16 protein-coding genes are annotated in these 14,331 nt (G+C 65.0%); 7 read left to right on the top strand and 9 right to left on the bottom strand.

Translation table 11 applies throughout. The features are described from left to right. Positions 1-89 precede the first annotated feature (89 nt). Complete coding sequence (locus P3R38_RS15430) at positions 90-548, top strand: nucleoside deaminase (protein ID WP_023381136.1); 459 nt, start codon at positions 90-92, stop codon at positions 546-548. After that, entirely contained in the window at positions 545-1,741 is a 1,197-nt protein-coding gene (locus P3R38_RS15425; RefSeq protein WP_104883559.1) for a CynX/NimT family MFS transporter, read from the top strand. Before P3R38_RS15430 ends, P3R38_RS15425 begins: the two co-directional genes overlap by 4 nt. Here the strand turns inward: P3R38_RS15425 and P3R38_RS15420 are convergent. Next, positions 1,734-3,167, bottom strand: a complete 1,434-nt coding sequence (locus tag P3R38_RS15420) for a PLP-dependent aminotransferase family protein (RefSeq protein WP_277686391.1) — start codon at positions 3,165-3,167, stop codon at positions 1,734-1,736. The genes P3R38_RS15425 and P3R38_RS15420 overlap by 8 nt on opposite strands. Positions 3,168-3,300: 133 nt before the next feature. Then, positions 3,301-3,639, bottom strand: a complete 339-nt coding sequence (locus P3R38_RS15415; RefSeq protein ID WP_023381133.1) for a hypothetical protein — start codon at positions 3,637-3,639, stop codon at positions 3,301-3,303. Positions 3,640-3,867: 228 nt separating this feature from the next. On the opposite strand from P3R38_RS15415, the gene P3R38_RS15410 reads away from it, so the two are divergent. Beyond that, positions 3,868-4,443, top strand: coding sequence for a flavin reductase family protein (locus P3R38_RS15410; RefSeq protein ID WP_023381132.1), 576 nt, complete (start codon positions 3,868-3,870; stop codon positions 4,441-4,443). A gap of 25 nt (positions 4,444-4,468) precedes the next feature. On the opposite strand, the gene P3R38_RS15405 is transcribed toward P3R38_RS15410, so the two are convergent. From P3R38_RS15405 to glcD, 4 genes are read right to left on the bottom strand one after another with little or no spacing between them, the layout of a single operon-like run. Next, complete coding sequence (locus P3R38_RS15405) at positions 4,469-4,867, bottom strand: heme-binding protein (protein ID WP_023381131.1); 399 nt, start codon at positions 4,865-4,867, stop codon at positions 4,469-4,471. Continuing rightward, positions 4,860-6,095, bottom strand: coding sequence for a glycolate oxidase subunit GlcF (gene glcF, locus P3R38_RS15400; protein ID WP_202675438.1), 1,236 nt, complete (start codon positions 6,093-6,095; stop codon positions 4,860-4,862). Before glcF ends, P3R38_RS15405 begins: the two co-directional genes overlap by 8 nt. 9 nt (positions 6,096-6,104) lie before the next feature. Next, entirely contained in the window at positions 6,105-7,157 is a 1,053-nt protein-coding gene (gene glcE / locus P3R38_RS15395) for a glycolate oxidase subunit GlcE (RefSeq protein ID WP_027907089.1), read from the bottom strand. Then, on the bottom strand, positions 7,157-8,656 hold the full coding sequence (gene glcD / locus P3R38_RS15390; protein WP_027907088.1) for a glycolate oxidase subunit GlcD: 1,500 nt from the start codon (positions 8,654-8,656) through the stop codon (positions 7,157-7,159). Before glcD ends, glcE begins: the two co-directional genes overlap by 1 nt. 222 nt (positions 8,657-8,878) lie before the next feature. On the opposite strand from glcD, the gene glcC reads away from it, so the two are divergent. Beyond that, entirely contained in the window at positions 8,879-9,643 is a 765-nt protein-coding gene (gene glcC, locus P3R38_RS15385; RefSeq protein WP_023381127.1) for a transcriptional regulator GlcC, read from the top strand. A 106-nt stretch (positions 9,644-9,749) separates the two neighbouring features. On the opposite strand, the gene P3R38_RS15380 is transcribed toward glcC, so the two are convergent. Together P3R38_RS15380 and P3R38_RS15375 are read right to left on the bottom strand one after the other, a co-directional pair. Next, complete coding sequence (locus P3R38_RS15380) at positions 9,750-10,067, bottom strand: DUF2388 domain-containing protein (RefSeq protein ID WP_023381126.1); 318 nt, start codon at positions 10,065-10,067, stop codon at positions 9,750-9,752. Between the two features lie 100 nt (positions 10,068-10,167). After that, positions 10,168-10,698 carry a GNAT family protein gene (locus P3R38_RS15375; protein WP_023381125.1) on the bottom strand — a complete coding sequence of 177 codons (531 nt, stop codon included), beginning with the start codon at positions 10,696-10,698 and terminating at the stop codon, positions 10,168-10,170. A 176-nt stretch (positions 10,699-10,874) separates the two neighbouring features. Here P3R38_RS15375 and P3R38_RS15370 point away from each other — a divergent pair, with 176 nt between their 5' ends. After that, positions 10,875-11,510 (top strand): glutathione S-transferase, encoded by a 636-nt coding sequence (locus P3R38_RS15370; RefSeq protein WP_023381124.1) that lies wholly within the window; start codon positions 10,875-10,877, stop codon positions 11,508-11,510. Here the strand turns inward: P3R38_RS15370 and P3R38_RS15365 are convergent. Next, a complete protein-coding gene (locus P3R38_RS15365; RefSeq protein ID WP_023381123.1) occupies positions 11,500-11,751 on the bottom strand; it encodes a lipoprotein in 252 nt (83 codons plus the stop codon). The genes P3R38_RS15370 and P3R38_RS15365 overlap by 11 nt on opposite strands. Positions 11,752-11,981: 230 nt before the next feature. Here P3R38_RS15365 and P3R38_RS15360 point away from each other — a divergent pair, with 230 nt between their 5' ends. Together P3R38_RS15360 and P3R38_RS15355 are read left to right on the top strand one after the other, a co-directional pair. After that, on the top strand, positions 11,982-13,385 hold the full coding sequence (locus P3R38_RS15360; RefSeq protein WP_202675436.1) for a DUF3300 domain-containing protein: 1,404 nt from the start codon (positions 11,982-11,984) through the stop codon (positions 13,383-13,385). Next, positions 13,382-14,302, top strand: a complete 921-nt coding sequence (locus P3R38_RS15355) for a DUF2950 domain-containing protein (RefSeq protein ID WP_277686390.1) — start codon at positions 13,382-13,384, stop codon at positions 14,300-14,302. The genes P3R38_RS15360 and P3R38_RS15355 overlap by 4 nt, the downstream gene beginning before the upstream one ends. Positions 14,303-14,331: the final 29 nt, after the last annotated feature.

The following is a 14,331-nucleotide window of genomic DNA, read 5'->3' as shown; positions in this document are numbered from 1 at the left end:
TAGCCACTGGCAGGCATCCAATCTCTTCATTTCAGCCGGCAAGCGTCTGCCGGGATAATGACCGGGTCTTGCATCAGGAGTACGTGTCCATGCCCGAAGAACGTTACATGCGCGAAGCCCTTGAGCTGGCTCGTGCCAATATCCAGGCCGGCGGCCGGCCCTTCGGCGCCGTGCTGGTGTACCAGGGCAAGGTCGTGGCCCGTGCGGTCAACGAGATCCACTGCACCCAGGACCCCACCGCCCATGCCGAAATGCAGGCCATTCGCCAGGCGGCCAAGGCCTTGGGGCAAGCGCGCCTGGACGGTGCGCAGATCTATGCCAGCGGCCATCCGTGCCCAATGTGCCTGGCCGCCATGCACCTGTGTGGCATCGAGCGAGCCTGGTTCGCCTATGACAATGACGAAGGCGAGCCCTATGGACTGTCCACGGCGGCTGTCTATGCCCAGATGGCCCGGCCCCCGCAGCAGCAATGTCTACCGCTTCGCCCCTTCAAGCCCTCGGGTGAGGCCGGCCTCTATCAACAATGGAAGCAGGCCAGCACACAATGAGAGGTGCACTGAACGTGTTGCTGGTGGTGCTGCTGGCGTTGAACCTGCGGCCCATCCTTACCAGTATCGGCCCGTTGCTCGAACCGATGCGCGAAAGCACGGGCCTGGGCTACCAACAGGCTGCGTTGCTGACCGCGTTGCCGGTGCTGTGCATGGGACTGGTGCCATTGCTGCAACCTTGGCTGCGGCGTTGGCTCAGTGAGCACGGTGGCATGCTGGTCGGGCTGTCGGCCATTGCCTTGGCCTGCCTGTGGCGTCTGCAACTGGACAGCGCCGCCGCGTTGGTCGCCAGTGCGGTGCTTGCCGGGCTAGGCGTGGCCGTGGTCCAGGGCATGATGCCGGGGCTGGTGAACCGCTGGTTCCCCAGCCGCCTGGCGGCAACCATGGGGTTGTACTCGGCGGCGCTGATGAGTGGAGGAGGGCTGGCGGCGGTGTTCGGGCCGCATCTGAGTGAGTACTTCGGGCGCTGGCAGGCAGGCCTTGGGTTGTGGGCGATTCCCGCGGTGCTGGCGGCACTCGCCTGGGGTTCGCTGCGCCCCCGCCAGGCTGTACCGAAACGGTCCAGTACCGCCGACGGGCACTGGTTCAGCAACCGTCGGGCCTGGTTGCTGGCGCTGTACTTCGGACTGATCAATGGTGGCTATACCAGCATGGTCGCTTGGCTGCCGGCCTACCACCTGGAGCACGGTGGCACGGCTCAGGGCGGTGGTGACCTGGTCGGGTTGATGACCCTCTTCCAGGTTGCCGGTGCCTTGGGACTGCCATTGCTATTGCGGCGTTGGCTCGATCGTCGCCCAGGGCTGTGGATGGCCTTGTCGATCCAATTGGTCGGTTTTCTGGGGTTGTTGCTGGCGCCGACGCAGGCCATGGGGGCCTGGGTGGCGATGATCGGCTTCGGCCTGGGTGCATGCTTCAGCCTGAGCCTGACCTTGACCCTGGAGCACCTGAAGACTCCGGCCGAGGCGGGCAGCCTGGCAGCCTTCGTGCAGGGGATCGGTTTCATCATCACCGGCATCGTGCCCTACATCACCGGTTGGTTGCGTGATGTGAGCGGTGACTTCCAGGCGTCCTGGTCGTTGCTGGCGCTCACTGTGCTGGCGATGCTGCTGGTCACCCTGTGTTTTGCCCCGCGCGGCTATTCGGTCGCAATCGCCCGAGCGCAGCGGGTCGACCGGGCGCCTGCGGTCAACTGAGTCGTTGCAGGGTATCGACCACCCGGTCCAGGGCCGGGTCGATGTCCAGCAGCTCGATCGCACCGAAGCCCATCAACAAGCCAGGGCGCACCGGGACTTCGTGGTAGAAGGGGGCCAGTGAGTAAAGGCCTACTTCGACCTTGCGGGCCAGGTTGGCCAGAAGCTCCACATCGACCTGCGGCTGCGCCAGCGCACTCAGGTGAAAACCAGCACTGGCGGGCACGGCCCGGAACCATGGGGCCAGGTCGCCTTCCAGGCGTGACAGGATCCGTTCGCGGCGGGCGCTGTAGATGTCGTGGCAGCGGCGTATGTGCTTGTTCAGGTGTCCTTCGCTGATGAAGCGTGCCAATGCCCACTGCAGCAGCGTGGGGCTGTGCCAGTCGGTCAGGTGCTTGGCCACGCAGGCCGCCTGCAGTACTGCGGCCGGTAGCACCGCGTAGCCCAGGCGCAGCTCGGGCAGCAAGGTTTTCGAGAAGGTCCCGACATAGGCCACCAGACCGTGTCGGTCGAGGCGCTGCAGGGCGTCCGACGCCGGTCCGTGGTAACGGAATTCGCAGTCATAGTCGTCCTCGATGATCAGTGCACCCAGCTCTGCGGCGTGGGCCAGCAAAGCCTGACGGCGGCCTTCGCTCATCGGCATGCCCAACGGAAACTGATGCGAAGGGGTGACGTAGATCAGCCGCGTGCCTTGGGCGATCTGCTCGACGCACATGCCTTGGTCGTCCACCGGTACCGATTGCAGGCGGGCACCCAGGGCCAGGAACAGTTGCCGTGCGGGTGGGTAGCCGGGGTCTTCCATGGCCACCTGGCAGCCGGGTTCGACCAGCACGCGGGCAATCAGGTCCAGTGCTTGCTGGGCGCCGTTGCAGACCAGCACATCCGCCGCGCTGCAGTGCACGCCGCGGGCGTAGGCGATGTGGTGGGCAATGGCTTCGCGCAGCTCTGGCAGCCCCTGGGCCGGGAATTGCCGCTCGGGATGGCGCTGGCTGCGACGCAACGCGTAGTTCAGGCAACTGCGCCACTGGTCGAAGGGAAACTGCGCCTTGGTCGAGGCGCCGCCAACGAAGTCATAGCGCGAGGGCGCTTGCAGCGTGCGCCTGGCTAGCACCGTGGCCCGCTGCTGCCAGCGTTGCAGCGAGTCGGCGGCGGCCAGGGGAATGGCCTGCGTATCGCTCACGCTCACCGGTTGCCGTGGGGTGATGAAGGTGCCGCGACCCACTACACCGCTGAGCAAGTTGTCGTAGGTCAGACGGGAATAGGCCTCGGCCACGGTCTTGCGCGAAACCCCCAGTTGTTCGGCCAGCAGCCGGGAGGGGGGGAGCTGGGTGCCCGCGGCCAGGTGGCCACTGTCGATACCGGCACGCAGTTGTCGATAGAGCTGGTCGGCCAAGCCTTTGCGGCCGTCCAGGCGGATGTGCAATTCCATGGTGGGGGTCCGCAGCGCAGAATTGCTCAGGATAGCGGATACCGCTGGTCAACGTGCACCCCGAGATCGCTGTTACAGGGCATGGCAGCGCCACCGTGCGGGTTACCTAGTGTGGTATTTCTGAAACACCACACTAGAATCGAGCCGTGCTCACGGTGATGTACCTTTTGTCCGGCAGGGCGATGCGGATCACCGTCTCGTCAGCCGGTGCCTTGCGCTTCTGTTTGATGCGCACCCCTTCCACGGCGACGGCGCTCATGCGGTGGCTGATGGCGCGGCCACTGGCATCGAAGAACACTTCACTGGCCAGTAGCTCGATCTGTTCGACCAGTTGCCGGGTGCGTTCATCGGTCGAGCAGAAGAACAGCACGCCGGACAGGTGCGGGTCGTCATCAGGGTTGCTGATGTCGTGGTCCAGCAGTTCGCGCAGGGCGCTGCGCAGTTCGGCGGTGGTGCGCAGGTGTTTCAGCATGGGGAACCTCCTCGGATCGCGAGCGGGGTCGGGCCACCAGTTCCTTGCGGCCCTTCGTCATCCAGTGCCGATCATGTTTTCGCCGGGTGGCTGCGACAAGTAAGGCACATCCGTTCTGTCCGTGGGAAATTTCCGAATTTATCGCTATTGGCGCCATCGGTCAGGCTGGTACCGCCCTATGGCACTGCGGCACAATGTCTCGCTAAATCGCATAGCCGAGGCGTCCCGATGAACAGCCATTTTCAAGCCGTCGACCTGAACAAGGCTTATCGCCTGCTCAATCACGGGCCGACCGTGCTGGTGTCCGCGCACCATGCGGGCGTGGAAAACGTCATGGCTGCTGCCTGGGCCTGTGCGTTGGACTTCGACCCACCCAAGGTCACGGTGGTGCTCGACAAGACGGCCCGCACCCGGCAATTGGTAGAAGGCAGTGGCTGGTTCGTGATCCAGGTGCCGACGGCTGCTCAGGCTGAGCTGACCCACGAAGTCGGCACGCGCAGCCTGTTCGACCACCCCGACAAGCTGGCCAGCATTGGCGTCGAGTTGGCCCATGTCCAGGGCTACGCGCCACCCTTGGTGCAGGGCTGCTCGGCCTGGTTGATGTGCCGGGTGATCGACGAGCCGCACAACCAGAACACCTATGACCTGTTCATCGGTGAAGTGGTGGCAGCCTGGGCGGACGATCGGGTGTTCCGTGATGGGCACTGGGCCTATGAGCATGCCGACCCGCAGTGGCGCAGCCTGCATTACGTGGCGGGTGGGCATTTCTACGCAATCGGTGAGCCGGTGGTGGTGCCGGACTGACGTCTGGCTTCTGGCAACGACGCCGTCACAATGCAGCGGCCCCGGCCTTGGCCACTTCGGCATCTTGCTCGGACTTGACCCCGGACACACCGATGGCGCCCACCACTTGGCCGTCGATCCTCAGCGGTATGCCGCCTTCCAGGCTGGTGAGCAAGGGCGCGGTGACGAATGCGGTGCGCCCACCGTTGACCATTTGCTCGTAATCGCGGCTTTCCTTGCGTCCCAGCGCCGAGGTGCGGGCCTTTTCAACGGCGATGTAGGCGCTGGCCGGGGCGCAGCCGTCCATGCGTTCCAGGGCCAATGGGTGGCCGCCATCATCGACCACGGCGATCGTCACGTTCCACTGGTTGGCCTGTGCGTGTTGCCGGGCGGCGCTGAGCAGGCGATGGACTTCGGCCTGGCCGATCACGGGCTTGCTATGCATGGTTGGTCTCCGGGTTCAGGGCAGCTTCGACGATTTCGATCCAATGGCGCACGGTTGTGCGCCCGGCGCCGTCGAGGTGGGTCTGGCAACCGATGTTGGCGGTGGCGATGATCTGCGGCTTGCCGCTTTCCAGGGCGTCCAGGCGGTTGTCGCGCAGCTGTTGCGACAATGCCGGCTGGGTCAGCGAGTAGGTGCCAGCCGAGCCACAGCACAAATGGCCGTCCGGCACTGCAGTGAGGGAGAAACCCAGGCGTGTCAGCAGGCGCTCCACCGCGCCGCCGAGCTTGAGGGCATGCTGCAGGGTGCACGGGCAATGGAAGGCCAGACGCTGTTCGGCGCACAGGCCCAGTTGCTCGACCGGCTCGTCGCGCAGGATCTCCACCAGATCGCGTGACAGGTCGCTGACTCGTCTGGCCTTGGCGGCGTAGCGTGGGTCTTTTTCCAGCAGGTGACCGTAGTCGCGCACGAACGCGCCGCAGCCGCTGGCGGTTTGTACGATGGCTTCGGCGCCTGCTTCGATGGCCGGCCACCAGGCATCGATGTTGCGTCGTGCGCGTTCCAGGCCGCGTTCCTGGGCGTTGAGGTGATAATCCACGGCGCCGCAACAGCCGGCTTCGAACGCCGGCTCGACGCTGATACCCAAGCGGTCCAGCAGCCTTGCCGCGGCCGCGTTGGTGTTGGGCGACAGCGCGGGTTGTACGCAGCCTTCGAGCAGCAACACCCGGCGGGCATGGCGTGGTGCCGGGCGCTTGCCTGGATCGGCGACATGCACCGGCAGCTTATGCCTGAGTGTGGCCGGCAACAGCGGCCGCAACACCTGGCCGGTGCAGCTCAGGGCCTTGAACAGGGCCGGCCGAGGCACCACCGCCCGCAAACCCTGGCGCAGCAGGCGCTGGCCGAGGGGGCGCGGCACTTGCTGCTCGACCACGGCGCGGCCAATGTCCAGCAGATCGTGGTACTTCACCCCCGAGGGGCAGGTGGTTTCGCAGTTGCGGCACGTCAGGCAGCGGTCCAGGTGCTCTTGGGTGCTGGCGGTGACTGGCGCGCCTTCGAGCACCTGCTTGATCAGGTAGATACGTCCGCGCGGGCCGTCCAGTTCGTCGCCAAGCAGTTGGTAGGTGGGGCAGGTGGCGGTGCAGAAACCACAGTGCACGCAGGCGCGCAGGATGCTTTCGGCCTCTTCGGCGCGGGCCAGGCGCTTGGATGTTTCGCTCAGGTTGGTTTGCATGGCGTGGCCTCACAGATCCGGGTACAGACGACCGGGGTTGAAAACCCCCTGGGGGTCGAGCTGTTGCTTCAGGGTGCGGTGGTAGCGCATCAGCGCGGCGGGCAGTGGTGCGCTGCTGTCATCGCCCGCTGCATAGCCTGTGACATGGCCGCCGCGCTGGGCGACCTGCTCACGAATCAGCGCCGCTGGGGCCGTGGAGGTGAGCCAGCGCTGCGCACCGCCCCAGTCGATCAGCTGTTCGCCCGGCAGCTCCAGTTCGCCGGTGGCAATCGGCAGCGACACGCGCCACAACGGCGCTGGGGCAGCGAAGAAGCCCAGGCGCTGTTCACGCAGGTCGCTCCAGAAGCGGCTATCGAGTTCCTCGCCCCCCAGCCGTTGACGGGCCGACTGCACCGAACCTTCGCCGCCTTCCAGGCGCAGGTACAGTGCGTCGCCGTGGTGGCAGGCGGCGCTGATCGGCAAGGGTTGCTGGCCCCATTCGGCCAGCTCTGCCAGCGCCTGGTGGCGGGTCATGGGCAACCGCAGGCTCAGGCATTGCCGTGGACGTGGCAGCACTTTCAGCGACACCTCGGTCAGCAAGCCCAGGCAGCCGAAGCTGCCAGCCATCAGCCGCGAGACATCGTAACCGGCCACGTTCTTCATCACTTCACCACCAAAGCGCAGCAGCTTGCCGTGGCCGGTGATCATCCGTATGCCCAGGACGTAGTCGCGCACTGAACCGGCCCAGGGCCGTCGTGGCCCGGACAACCCCGCCGCGACCATGCCACCAAGGGTCGCCTCGGTACCCAGGTGCGGCGGTTCGCAGGGCAGCATCTGCCCGGCTTCGTACAGCGCTGCCTCGATCTCGCGCAGCGGTGTACCGGCGCGGGCGGTGAGCACCAGTTCGGTCGGGTCGTAGCGTACGATGCCACGGTGGCCACGGGTGTCGACGACTTCGCCGGCCACCGCTCGGCCAAGCATGGCCTTGCTGTTGCTGCCCTGGATGCGCAGCGCGCTGCCTAGGTTCAGCGCCTGGTTGACCTGTTCCAGCAGGTCCTGGCTGAGGTCGCGATCCATGCTCATCAGAAGCGCTCCAGTTCGGGGAAGGGCAGTTGGCCATGATGCACATGCATCGCCCCAAACTCGGCGCAGCGATGCAGGGTCGGGATGTTCTTGCCGGGGTTGAGCAAACCCTTCGGATCGAACGCGGCCTTCACTGCGTGGAACAGGGTGATTTCGTCGCTGTTGAATTGCGCGCACATCTGATTGATCTTCTCGCGCCCCACGCCATGCTCACCGGTGATGGAGCCACCCACCGCGACGCACAGCTCCAGAATCCGTCCACCCATGGCCTCGGCGCGTTCCAGTTCGCCTGGCAGGTTGGCGTCGAACAGGATCAGTGGGTGCATGTTGCCGTCGCCGGCGTGGAACACGTTGGCCACGCGCAGGCCGTATTCCTGCGACAACTCGCCGATGCCCCTGAGTACCCGTGGTAGCTCGCGACGCGGAATCGTGCCGTCCATGCAGTAGTAGTCCGGCGAGAGCCTGCCCACCGCCGGGAAGGCGTTCTTGCGCCCGGCCCAGAAACGCGCACGCTCGGCCTCGTCGCAGGCCAGGCGTACCTCGCGGGCACAGGCCTGTTGTAGCACGGCTGCGACGCGTTCGCAGTCGTCGTGCACGTCTGCCTCGACCCCGTCGAGTTCGCACAGCAGTATCGCGGCGGCATCCACCGGGTAGCCAGCGTGGATGAAGTCCTCGGCGGCGCGGATCGCCAGGTTGTCCATCATTTCCAGGCCGGCTGGGATGATCCCGGCGGCGATGATCTGGGCGACCGCCCGACCGGCATCCTCGACGCGGTTGAAACTGGCCAGCAGCACCCGCGCCACCTGGGGGCTGGGCAGCAGTTTGACGGTCACTTCGGTGACGATACCCAGCATGCCTTCCGAACCGGTGAACAGGGCCAGCAGATCGAAGCCCGGGCTGTCCAGGGCATCGCCGCCCAGGGTCAGGCGTTCGCCCTCGACGGTGAGGATTTCGACCTTGAGCAGGTTGTGCACGGTCAGGCCGTATTTCAGGCAGTGCACGCCACCGGCATTCTCGGCGACATTGCCGCCAATCGAGCAGGCGATCTGCGAGGACGGGTCCGGCGCGTAGTAAAGACCATGGGGCGCCGCCGCCTGGGAAATCGCCAGGTTACGCACCCCAGGCTGCACACGGGCGAAGCGGCCCTGTGGGTTCACTTCGAGAATGCGGTTGAAGCGTGCCATCACCAGCAGGATGCCTTTGCTCAGGGGCAGGGCGCCGCCCGACAACCCGGTGCCGGCGCCCCGTGCAACCACAGGCACTCCCCATGCATGGCAGAGCTTGAGCAGGGTTTGCACCTGTTCCAGGCGTTCAGGCAACACCACCAGCAGCGGGAGCGTGCGGTAGGCCGAGAGACCATCGCACTCGTACGGCTTGAGGTCTTCGGCGCGGTGCAGGATATCGAGGTCGGGTAGCGCCTCGCGCAAGGCCGACAGCAGGGCAGGCAGGTCGATGGCGGGCAGTTCCCCATCGACACGTTCGTCGTAAAGGATGCTCATCAGGCTCACTCAGAGGCAATTCTTGTTGTTATCGCGCACCTGTGGCAGGCGCGCGCTCACGGTTAACCCATCACCCTTTCAGCCTGCGCCGACGGAGGCGTTCGGTCGAGCCTTCGGGCAGCTGGTCCTACCAGTTTTTCGCACGAAAGCTGGTGATTCGTGGCGCTCCATGGCTAGATTGCGGCATGCAGTACATGTGGTCCTACCAGTCAGAGGATACGTATGATTACTGAAGGCAAGGCCAAGGTCGCCGAACAGGTGGCCGAGCGGGTCGAGCGGTTGATCGTGGAGGGAGTATTGAAGGTCGGTCAGGCGCTGCCGTCGGAGCGACGCCTGGTGGAGAAGCTCGGCTGTTCCCGTTCGGCGCTGCGCGAGGGCCTGCGTCTTTTGAGCGGGCGTGGCATCATCGACACCGAACAGGGGCGTGGCTCGTTCGTGGCCGACCTCACCGGCTCGGCCAACAGTACACCATTGATGCATCTGTTCAGTTCGCAACCGCGTACGTTGTTCGACCTGCTGGAGGTGCGTGCGCTGCTGGAAGGTGAGTCGGCCCGCCTGGCGGCCCTGCGCGCCACCGAGATCGACCGTCTGCTGATTCGTCGTCGTTACGAAGAGATGCTGGCGGCCCATGAGGCGGCTGACGCCCACGACCCACGCGAGCACGCCCGCCGCGACCACGCCTTCCACCGAGCCATCAGCGAGGCATCGCACAACCCGGTGTTGGTGCACACCCTGCAGACGCTCAGCGACCTGACCTTGAGCACGGTATTCGCCTCGGTCAACAACCTGTACTGCCGGCCAGCGCAGAAGCGTCAGATCGACCGCCAACACGCGCGGCTATACCACGCCGTGATGGAGCAACTGCCCGAGCAGGCGCAGCGAGCGGCGCGCGAGCACATCAACGGCATACGCGACAGCCTGCGCGAGATCGAGCAAGAGGAACAACGCCTGGTGCGGGCGACCATGCGCATGGATGGGTGGGGGTAGGCGTGGAATCGCCCTCTAGAGATTCGAGCGCTATGTGGGCCGCGATGACCCCGGCTGCCCCGCAAGCGCCGGCGAGCCGACGCTTACAGGGTTCGCACCGCGCCGATCAATGCTCGGCGATCGGGTCATCCTGGGACAGAATTGCGCGCGCCAGCTCTTCATCACTGGCCTGCAGGCCTGGATGGTCCTTGCGGGCCTGCTCCAGCGCCGACTCCACGTAGGCGCCGCGAATCGCGCCACCGCTGGCGACAAAAGCCGAAAGCTCGTCGCGGGCAGGGATGATGCGTTTGTCATCCTTGAAGGTCGAATACAGCGACGCGGAGATACCGGCCGAGGTGGCGACGTCTCCGGCATCGACTCTGGCCAGGGCAGCCCCGGCAGGCAGAAGGAGCAGCAGTGCAGGGGCAAGGAGTAGTTTGCGCATAGCGTGTTCTCCAAAAGCGTGCAGCCAAAAGGGGTTGGCGCTCAATCCTTAAGAGGGTGCGGGCCCGGCAGTAGTTCCGTTGGCGATCCTGCCAAGTGACTCAGCGGCAACCCGTGGGCGGACGGCGGTAAAGCGCGTGCGGTGTGCCAGGGGCCTGTCCGACTTGCACGCAACCCTCGCGTCTGAATCCCACACGCTCGGCCAGGCGCTGGCTGGCGCTGTTGGCCAGATCGGTCGTCAGCCAGAGCGGCACCTCCACGGCATCCAGCAGGCCTGCCAGTGCCTCGCGCATCAAACCTTGTCCGCAGTGGTCCTGGCTGACCCAGTAACCCACCTCGTACCCATCCTGACCGGGGCGCAGGCCGATGCAGCCGACCACTTCGGCGTTGTCCGGGGTCAGCACGAAGTAGCGTTTCTCAGCATCAGGGTCGATAAACTGTTCGGCGCTCACTTCCAGGCTGTCGCGGACTTCATCCAGCGTCCAGTCGTCCTTGGCCCATGCCAGGAAGGTTTGGTGCAGTGCGTAGCTGCGCAGCAGTGCCCTGTGCAATTGGGAGGCTATGGCCGGGGTCGGACGACTGAGCCGGGTGCGTTGAGTGGTGACGGCGCGGGGCAATGAAGGGCAGGGCATCGGAGCCATCCTGGCGGAGTGTGCTGGGCTGTATCTAAGCATAACGGGCGCAACGGTTCACCTGTGGGCTCGATTGCATCAGTGATGCATTGACGCTGGCGACCAGGGCATGATTTGCTCCCTGGCTCGGGTGCGAACCCGATCACAGATCATTCAAGGGAAAATGAAGGTCCGCCATGTCCGAATACACGCTGCACTGCTTCGCTGAATCCGGCAACGCTTACAAAGCTGCGCTGATGCTTGAACTGACCGGCCAGGACTGGCAACCGGTATTCGTCGACTTCTTCAATGGCCAGACCCGTGAGCAGGCCTGGCGAGACGAGGTCAACGAGCAGGGCGAAGTACCAGTGCTCGAGCACGCTGGGCAGACGTTGACCCAGTCGGCGCTGATTCTTGATTACCTTGCGCAACGCACGGGCCAGTTCGCTGCCCGTAACGAGGACGAAAAACGCGAAATCTGGCGCTGGATGCTATTCGACAACCACAAGTTCACCAGCTACTACGCGGCGCTGCGTTTTCTGTTCTGTCTGAAGAATACCGGTGAAACGGACGTGACCCACTTCCTGCGCGAGCGGGCCAAGGCGGCCTACAGCGTGGTCGATGCGCACCTGGAAAAGACCCCTTTCATGGTGGGCGGGCGCGTTACCATTGCCGACCTGTCGTTGGCGGGTTACGTGTACATGCCTGAGGACACCGGCATCGAGCTGGAAAATTATCCCCACATCCAAGCCTGGAAGGCGCGCATCAAGGCATTGCCAGGGTGGAAGCACCCCTACGAGTTGATGCCCAAGGCGCTGCCGGTCAGCCGCTGATCGCAGGCTGCGCGCCGGTCACTTCAGTCACCGCTTGCGGGGTGGCGGCGCGCAGAATCACTCGACGGCGTTGTTCGTACTCATCCATGGAAAGGCCTTGACGCTGTAGGGCCTCCAGTTGCAGTTGCAGGGTTTCCTGCGCCGTGTAAGGGCGCAGTTCCGGGTGGCTGGCGCAGCCGCCAAGCAGTGCCACGCCGAGGGCGCTCAGGGCAGTGATCAATATTCGGGTCGTGGCTTTCATTGGGCGGCTCCAGGGGCGGCGGGGCAGGTGTCTTGTCGATGGCCCCAGCTTATTGAGCGGCGCCGCGCGATAGAAATTGGCATTGTCGATAGTGACTATCGAGCCAACCCCAGGACCAAGAGAACGCGCGCTTGTTGCTGACGACGAGCGCTTTGCTAACCTTATTCACGCTCCAACTGCCCAGTGGCGGTTCACTCCTTTCACGCAAGCCGAACACATGGGGAAATGCCATGCGCATTCCAATGTGCTGTGTTGTGTCGATGGTGCTGTGCCTGAACGTCCTGCCCAACCGCCTGCAGGCTGCAGATCCCCCAGCGCCTGAACCTGCGACGCCGGCAGCTGCGACTAAGGACGCGGTGTTCACCCAGGCGCAACTGGACCAGATGCTCGCTCCCCTCGCGCTTTACCCCGACGCGCTGCTGGCCCAGGTACTGATGGCCGCCACTTACCCCGGCGAAGTCGCCGAGGCGGTGGCCTGGTCCAAGGCCAATCCGAAGGCCCAGGGCGACGAGGCTGTGAGGCAAGTGGCCAAGCAATCCTGGGACCCCAGTGTTCAGGCACTGGTGGCCTTCCCTCAGGTGCTCGTCACGCTTGGCCAGGACCCGGTGTGGGTGCAGCGTCTGGGGGATGCGTTCCTCGCCCAGCCCGACGATGTGATGAACAGCGTCCAGCGCTTGCGCCACCAGGCCCAGGCCGCCGGCAACCTGCAAAGCAACCAGTACCAGAACGTGACGGTCCAGGCGGCGCCCGCCACTGGCAGTGCATCCCCAGCGGCCAGTTCATCGTCGACCACGATCATCATCGAGCCAGCCGACCCGCAGGTGGTGTACGTGCCCAGCTACAACCCGAGCACGACTTATGGCACCTGGGCCTACCCGGCCTCGCCACCGGTCTATTACCCGCCATCGCCGTTGTATTACGCTGGCTCCGCCCTGATCGCCGGGCTGGCGTTCGGGGCGGGGGTGGCGATCATCGATTCGCTGTGGGGTGATTGCGACTGGGGCGACAACGACATCGACATCGACGTCAATCGCTACAACAACATCAACGCCAACAACCGCATCACCAACAACCAGAACAAATGGCAGCACAACGCCGTGCACCGTGACGGGGTGCCTTACCGAGACAGCCGTAGCCGTGAGCAGTTTGGCCGCCAGCTCGACGGTGCCGCCCAGCGCACGGCTTTTCGTGGTGACGATGCCCAGCGGGCGCAGGCGCGGGAAAAGGCCCGGGCGTCGATGGATCGCCATGGCATCGAGCGCCCGGCCACCAGCAATCGCGAAGCCCGCGACCGGGTACGCGAGGTGCAGGCGGGCAACAGCCCGGGTAACCGGGTGCAGGCACGGCAGGACGCGCCACGTGCCCATGATCGCAGGCAGGAACTGCGCAACACCCGGGACGCCGGCCAAGCCCGGCCTGGTGAAGGGCGGGCCCTGCAGCAGCGTAGCGCCGGACGAGCGCGCAACAATGCCTTCGAAGGGGTTCGCTCGCCGTCGCGCAGCACCCTGCAAGCCACCCGCGGGCGGACCAGCCAGAGCTTCGCCCAGCGGCCCAATGCCTCGCGGGCGGCCGGGCACCAGATTTCCCGGCCCTCCAGTGCAGGCGTGCGCCGTAGCGCAGGAGGCCGTCGATGAATGCAAAGGCAGCGGTACTGGCATTGGGCCTGACCTGGTCGGGTCTGGCCATGGCGCAGCAGGCATTCCCCACACCGGAAAAGGCAGTGGAGGCGTTCGTTGCGGCATTGGGCGAAACGCACGCCGATGAGGCGCGTCTGGCGCAGCTTCTTGGGGATGACTGGCGTACCTATATTCCCCGCGGGGGTGTGCAGCGCAGCGATGTCGACGCGTTCTTGCAGCAGTACCGCGAGCAGCACCGTGTCCAGGCGCAAGGAGACCGTAACGCGATTCTGGCGGTGGGCAGCCAGCACTGGACGTTGCCCATCCCGCTGGTAAAAGGCGCGCAGGGTTGGACGTTCGACCTGAAGGCCGGCAGCGCCGAAATTCGAGCACGGCGCATTGGTCGCAATGAACTGGCCGCGCTGCAGTCCGTGCTGGCGTACCACGACGCACAGATGGAGTACGCCTCCCAGGACCGCAACGGCAACGGCGCGCTGGAATACGCGCAAAAGATCTTCAGTTCCCCAGGCAAGCATGACGGGCTGTTCTGGGAAGACGAGAACGACGGCCAGGTCAGTCCGCTGGGGCCGCTGTTCGGCAATGACGTGATGGGCGACGACTGGTATGGCTATCACTTCCGCATCCTCGACGGCCAGGGACCCTCGGCACCGGGTGGGGCCTACAGCTATCTGATCGGCAACCAGATGAGCCGTGGTTTTGCCTTGATCGCCTGGCCTGCGAAGTACAACGATACCGGCGTGATGAGCTTCATGATCAGCCATGACGGCCAGGTGTTCGAGAAGGACCTTGGGCCGAATGGGGAGGCAGAGGCCAAGGCCATGAAGCGCTTCGATCCGGATGACAGTTGGCAGGTGGTCGCCGACGACGTAGGGGCCCCCCCGGCAGGCGCCAGCACGCCAGCGATTGGCCAGTAGCAGACAACCAAGCAATACGCATCAGCCTG

This window comes from Pseudomonas sp. NyZ480, assembly GCF_029537255.1.
In the GTDB taxonomy this organism is placed as follows: domain Bacteria; phylum Pseudomonadota; class Gammaproteobacteria; order Pseudomonadales; family Pseudomonadaceae; genus Aquipseudomonas; species Aquipseudomonas taiwanensis.
This window is presented reverse-complemented; position numbering and strand designations above follow the sequence as displayed.

Excerpts from the sequence above, each read along its gene's own strand:
- glcE (WP_027907089.1), bottom strand. The coding sequence starts at position 7,157 with ATGAGCATGGATCGCGACCTCAGCCAGGACCTGCTGGAACAGGTCAAC.
- P3R38_RS15365 (WP_023381123.1), bottom strand. The coding sequence starts at position 11,751 with ATGAAAGCCACGACCCGAATATTGATCACTGCCCTGAGCGCCCTCGGC.
- P3R38_RS15410 (WP_023381132.1), top strand. The coding sequence starts at position 3,868 with ATGAACAGCCATTTTCAAGCCGTCGACCTGAACAAGGCTTATCGCCTG.
- P3R38_RS15370 (WP_023381124.1), top strand. The coding sequence starts at position 10,875 with ATGTCCGAATACACGCTGCACTGCTTCGCTGAATCCGGCAACGCTTAC.
- glcD (WP_027907088.1), bottom strand. The coding sequence starts at position 8,656 with ATGAGCATCCTTTACGACGAACGTGTCGATGGGGAACTGCCCGCCATC.
- glcC (WP_023381127.1), top strand. The coding sequence starts at position 8,879 with ATGATTACTGAAGGCAAGGCCAAGGTCGCCGAACAGGTGGCCGAGCGG.
- P3R38_RS15360 (WP_202675436.1), top strand. The coding sequence starts at position 11,982 with ATGCGCATTCCAATGTGCTGTGTTGTGTCGATGGTGCTGTGCCTGAAC.
- P3R38_RS15425 (WP_104883559.1), top strand. The coding sequence starts at position 545 with ATGAGAGGTGCACTGAACGTGTTGCTGGTGGTGCTGCTGGCGTTGAAC.
- P3R38_RS15415 (WP_023381133.1), bottom strand. The coding sequence starts at position 3,639 with ATGCTGAAACACCTGCGCACCACCGCCGAACTGCGCAGCGCCCTGCGC.
- P3R38_RS15430 (WP_023381136.1), top strand. The coding sequence starts at position 90 with ATGCCCGAAGAACGTTACATGCGCGAAGCCCTTGAGCTGGCTCGTGCC.
- P3R38_RS15355 (WP_277686390.1), top strand. The coding sequence starts at position 13,382 with ATGAATGCAAAGGCAGCGGTACTGGCATTGGGCCTGACCTGGTCGGGT.
- P3R38_RS15380 (WP_023381126.1), bottom strand. The coding sequence starts at position 10,067 with ATGCGCAAACTACTCCTTGCCCCTGCACTGCTGCTCCTTCTGCCTGCC.
- P3R38_RS15405 (WP_023381131.1), bottom strand. The coding sequence starts at position 4,867 with ATGCATAGCAAGCCCGTGATCGGCCAGGCCGAAGTCCATCGCCTGCTC.
- P3R38_RS15420 (WP_277686391.1), bottom strand. The coding sequence starts at position 3,167 with ATGGAATTGCACATCCGCCTGGACGGCCGCAAAGGCTTGGCCGACCAG.
- P3R38_RS15375 (WP_023381125.1), bottom strand. The coding sequence starts at position 10,698 with ATGCCCTGCCCTTCATTGCCCCGCGCCGTCACCACTCAACGCACCCGG.
- glcF (WP_202675438.1), bottom strand. The coding sequence starts at position 6,095 with ATGCAAACCAACCTGAGCGAAACATCCAAGCGCCTGGCCCGCGCCGAA.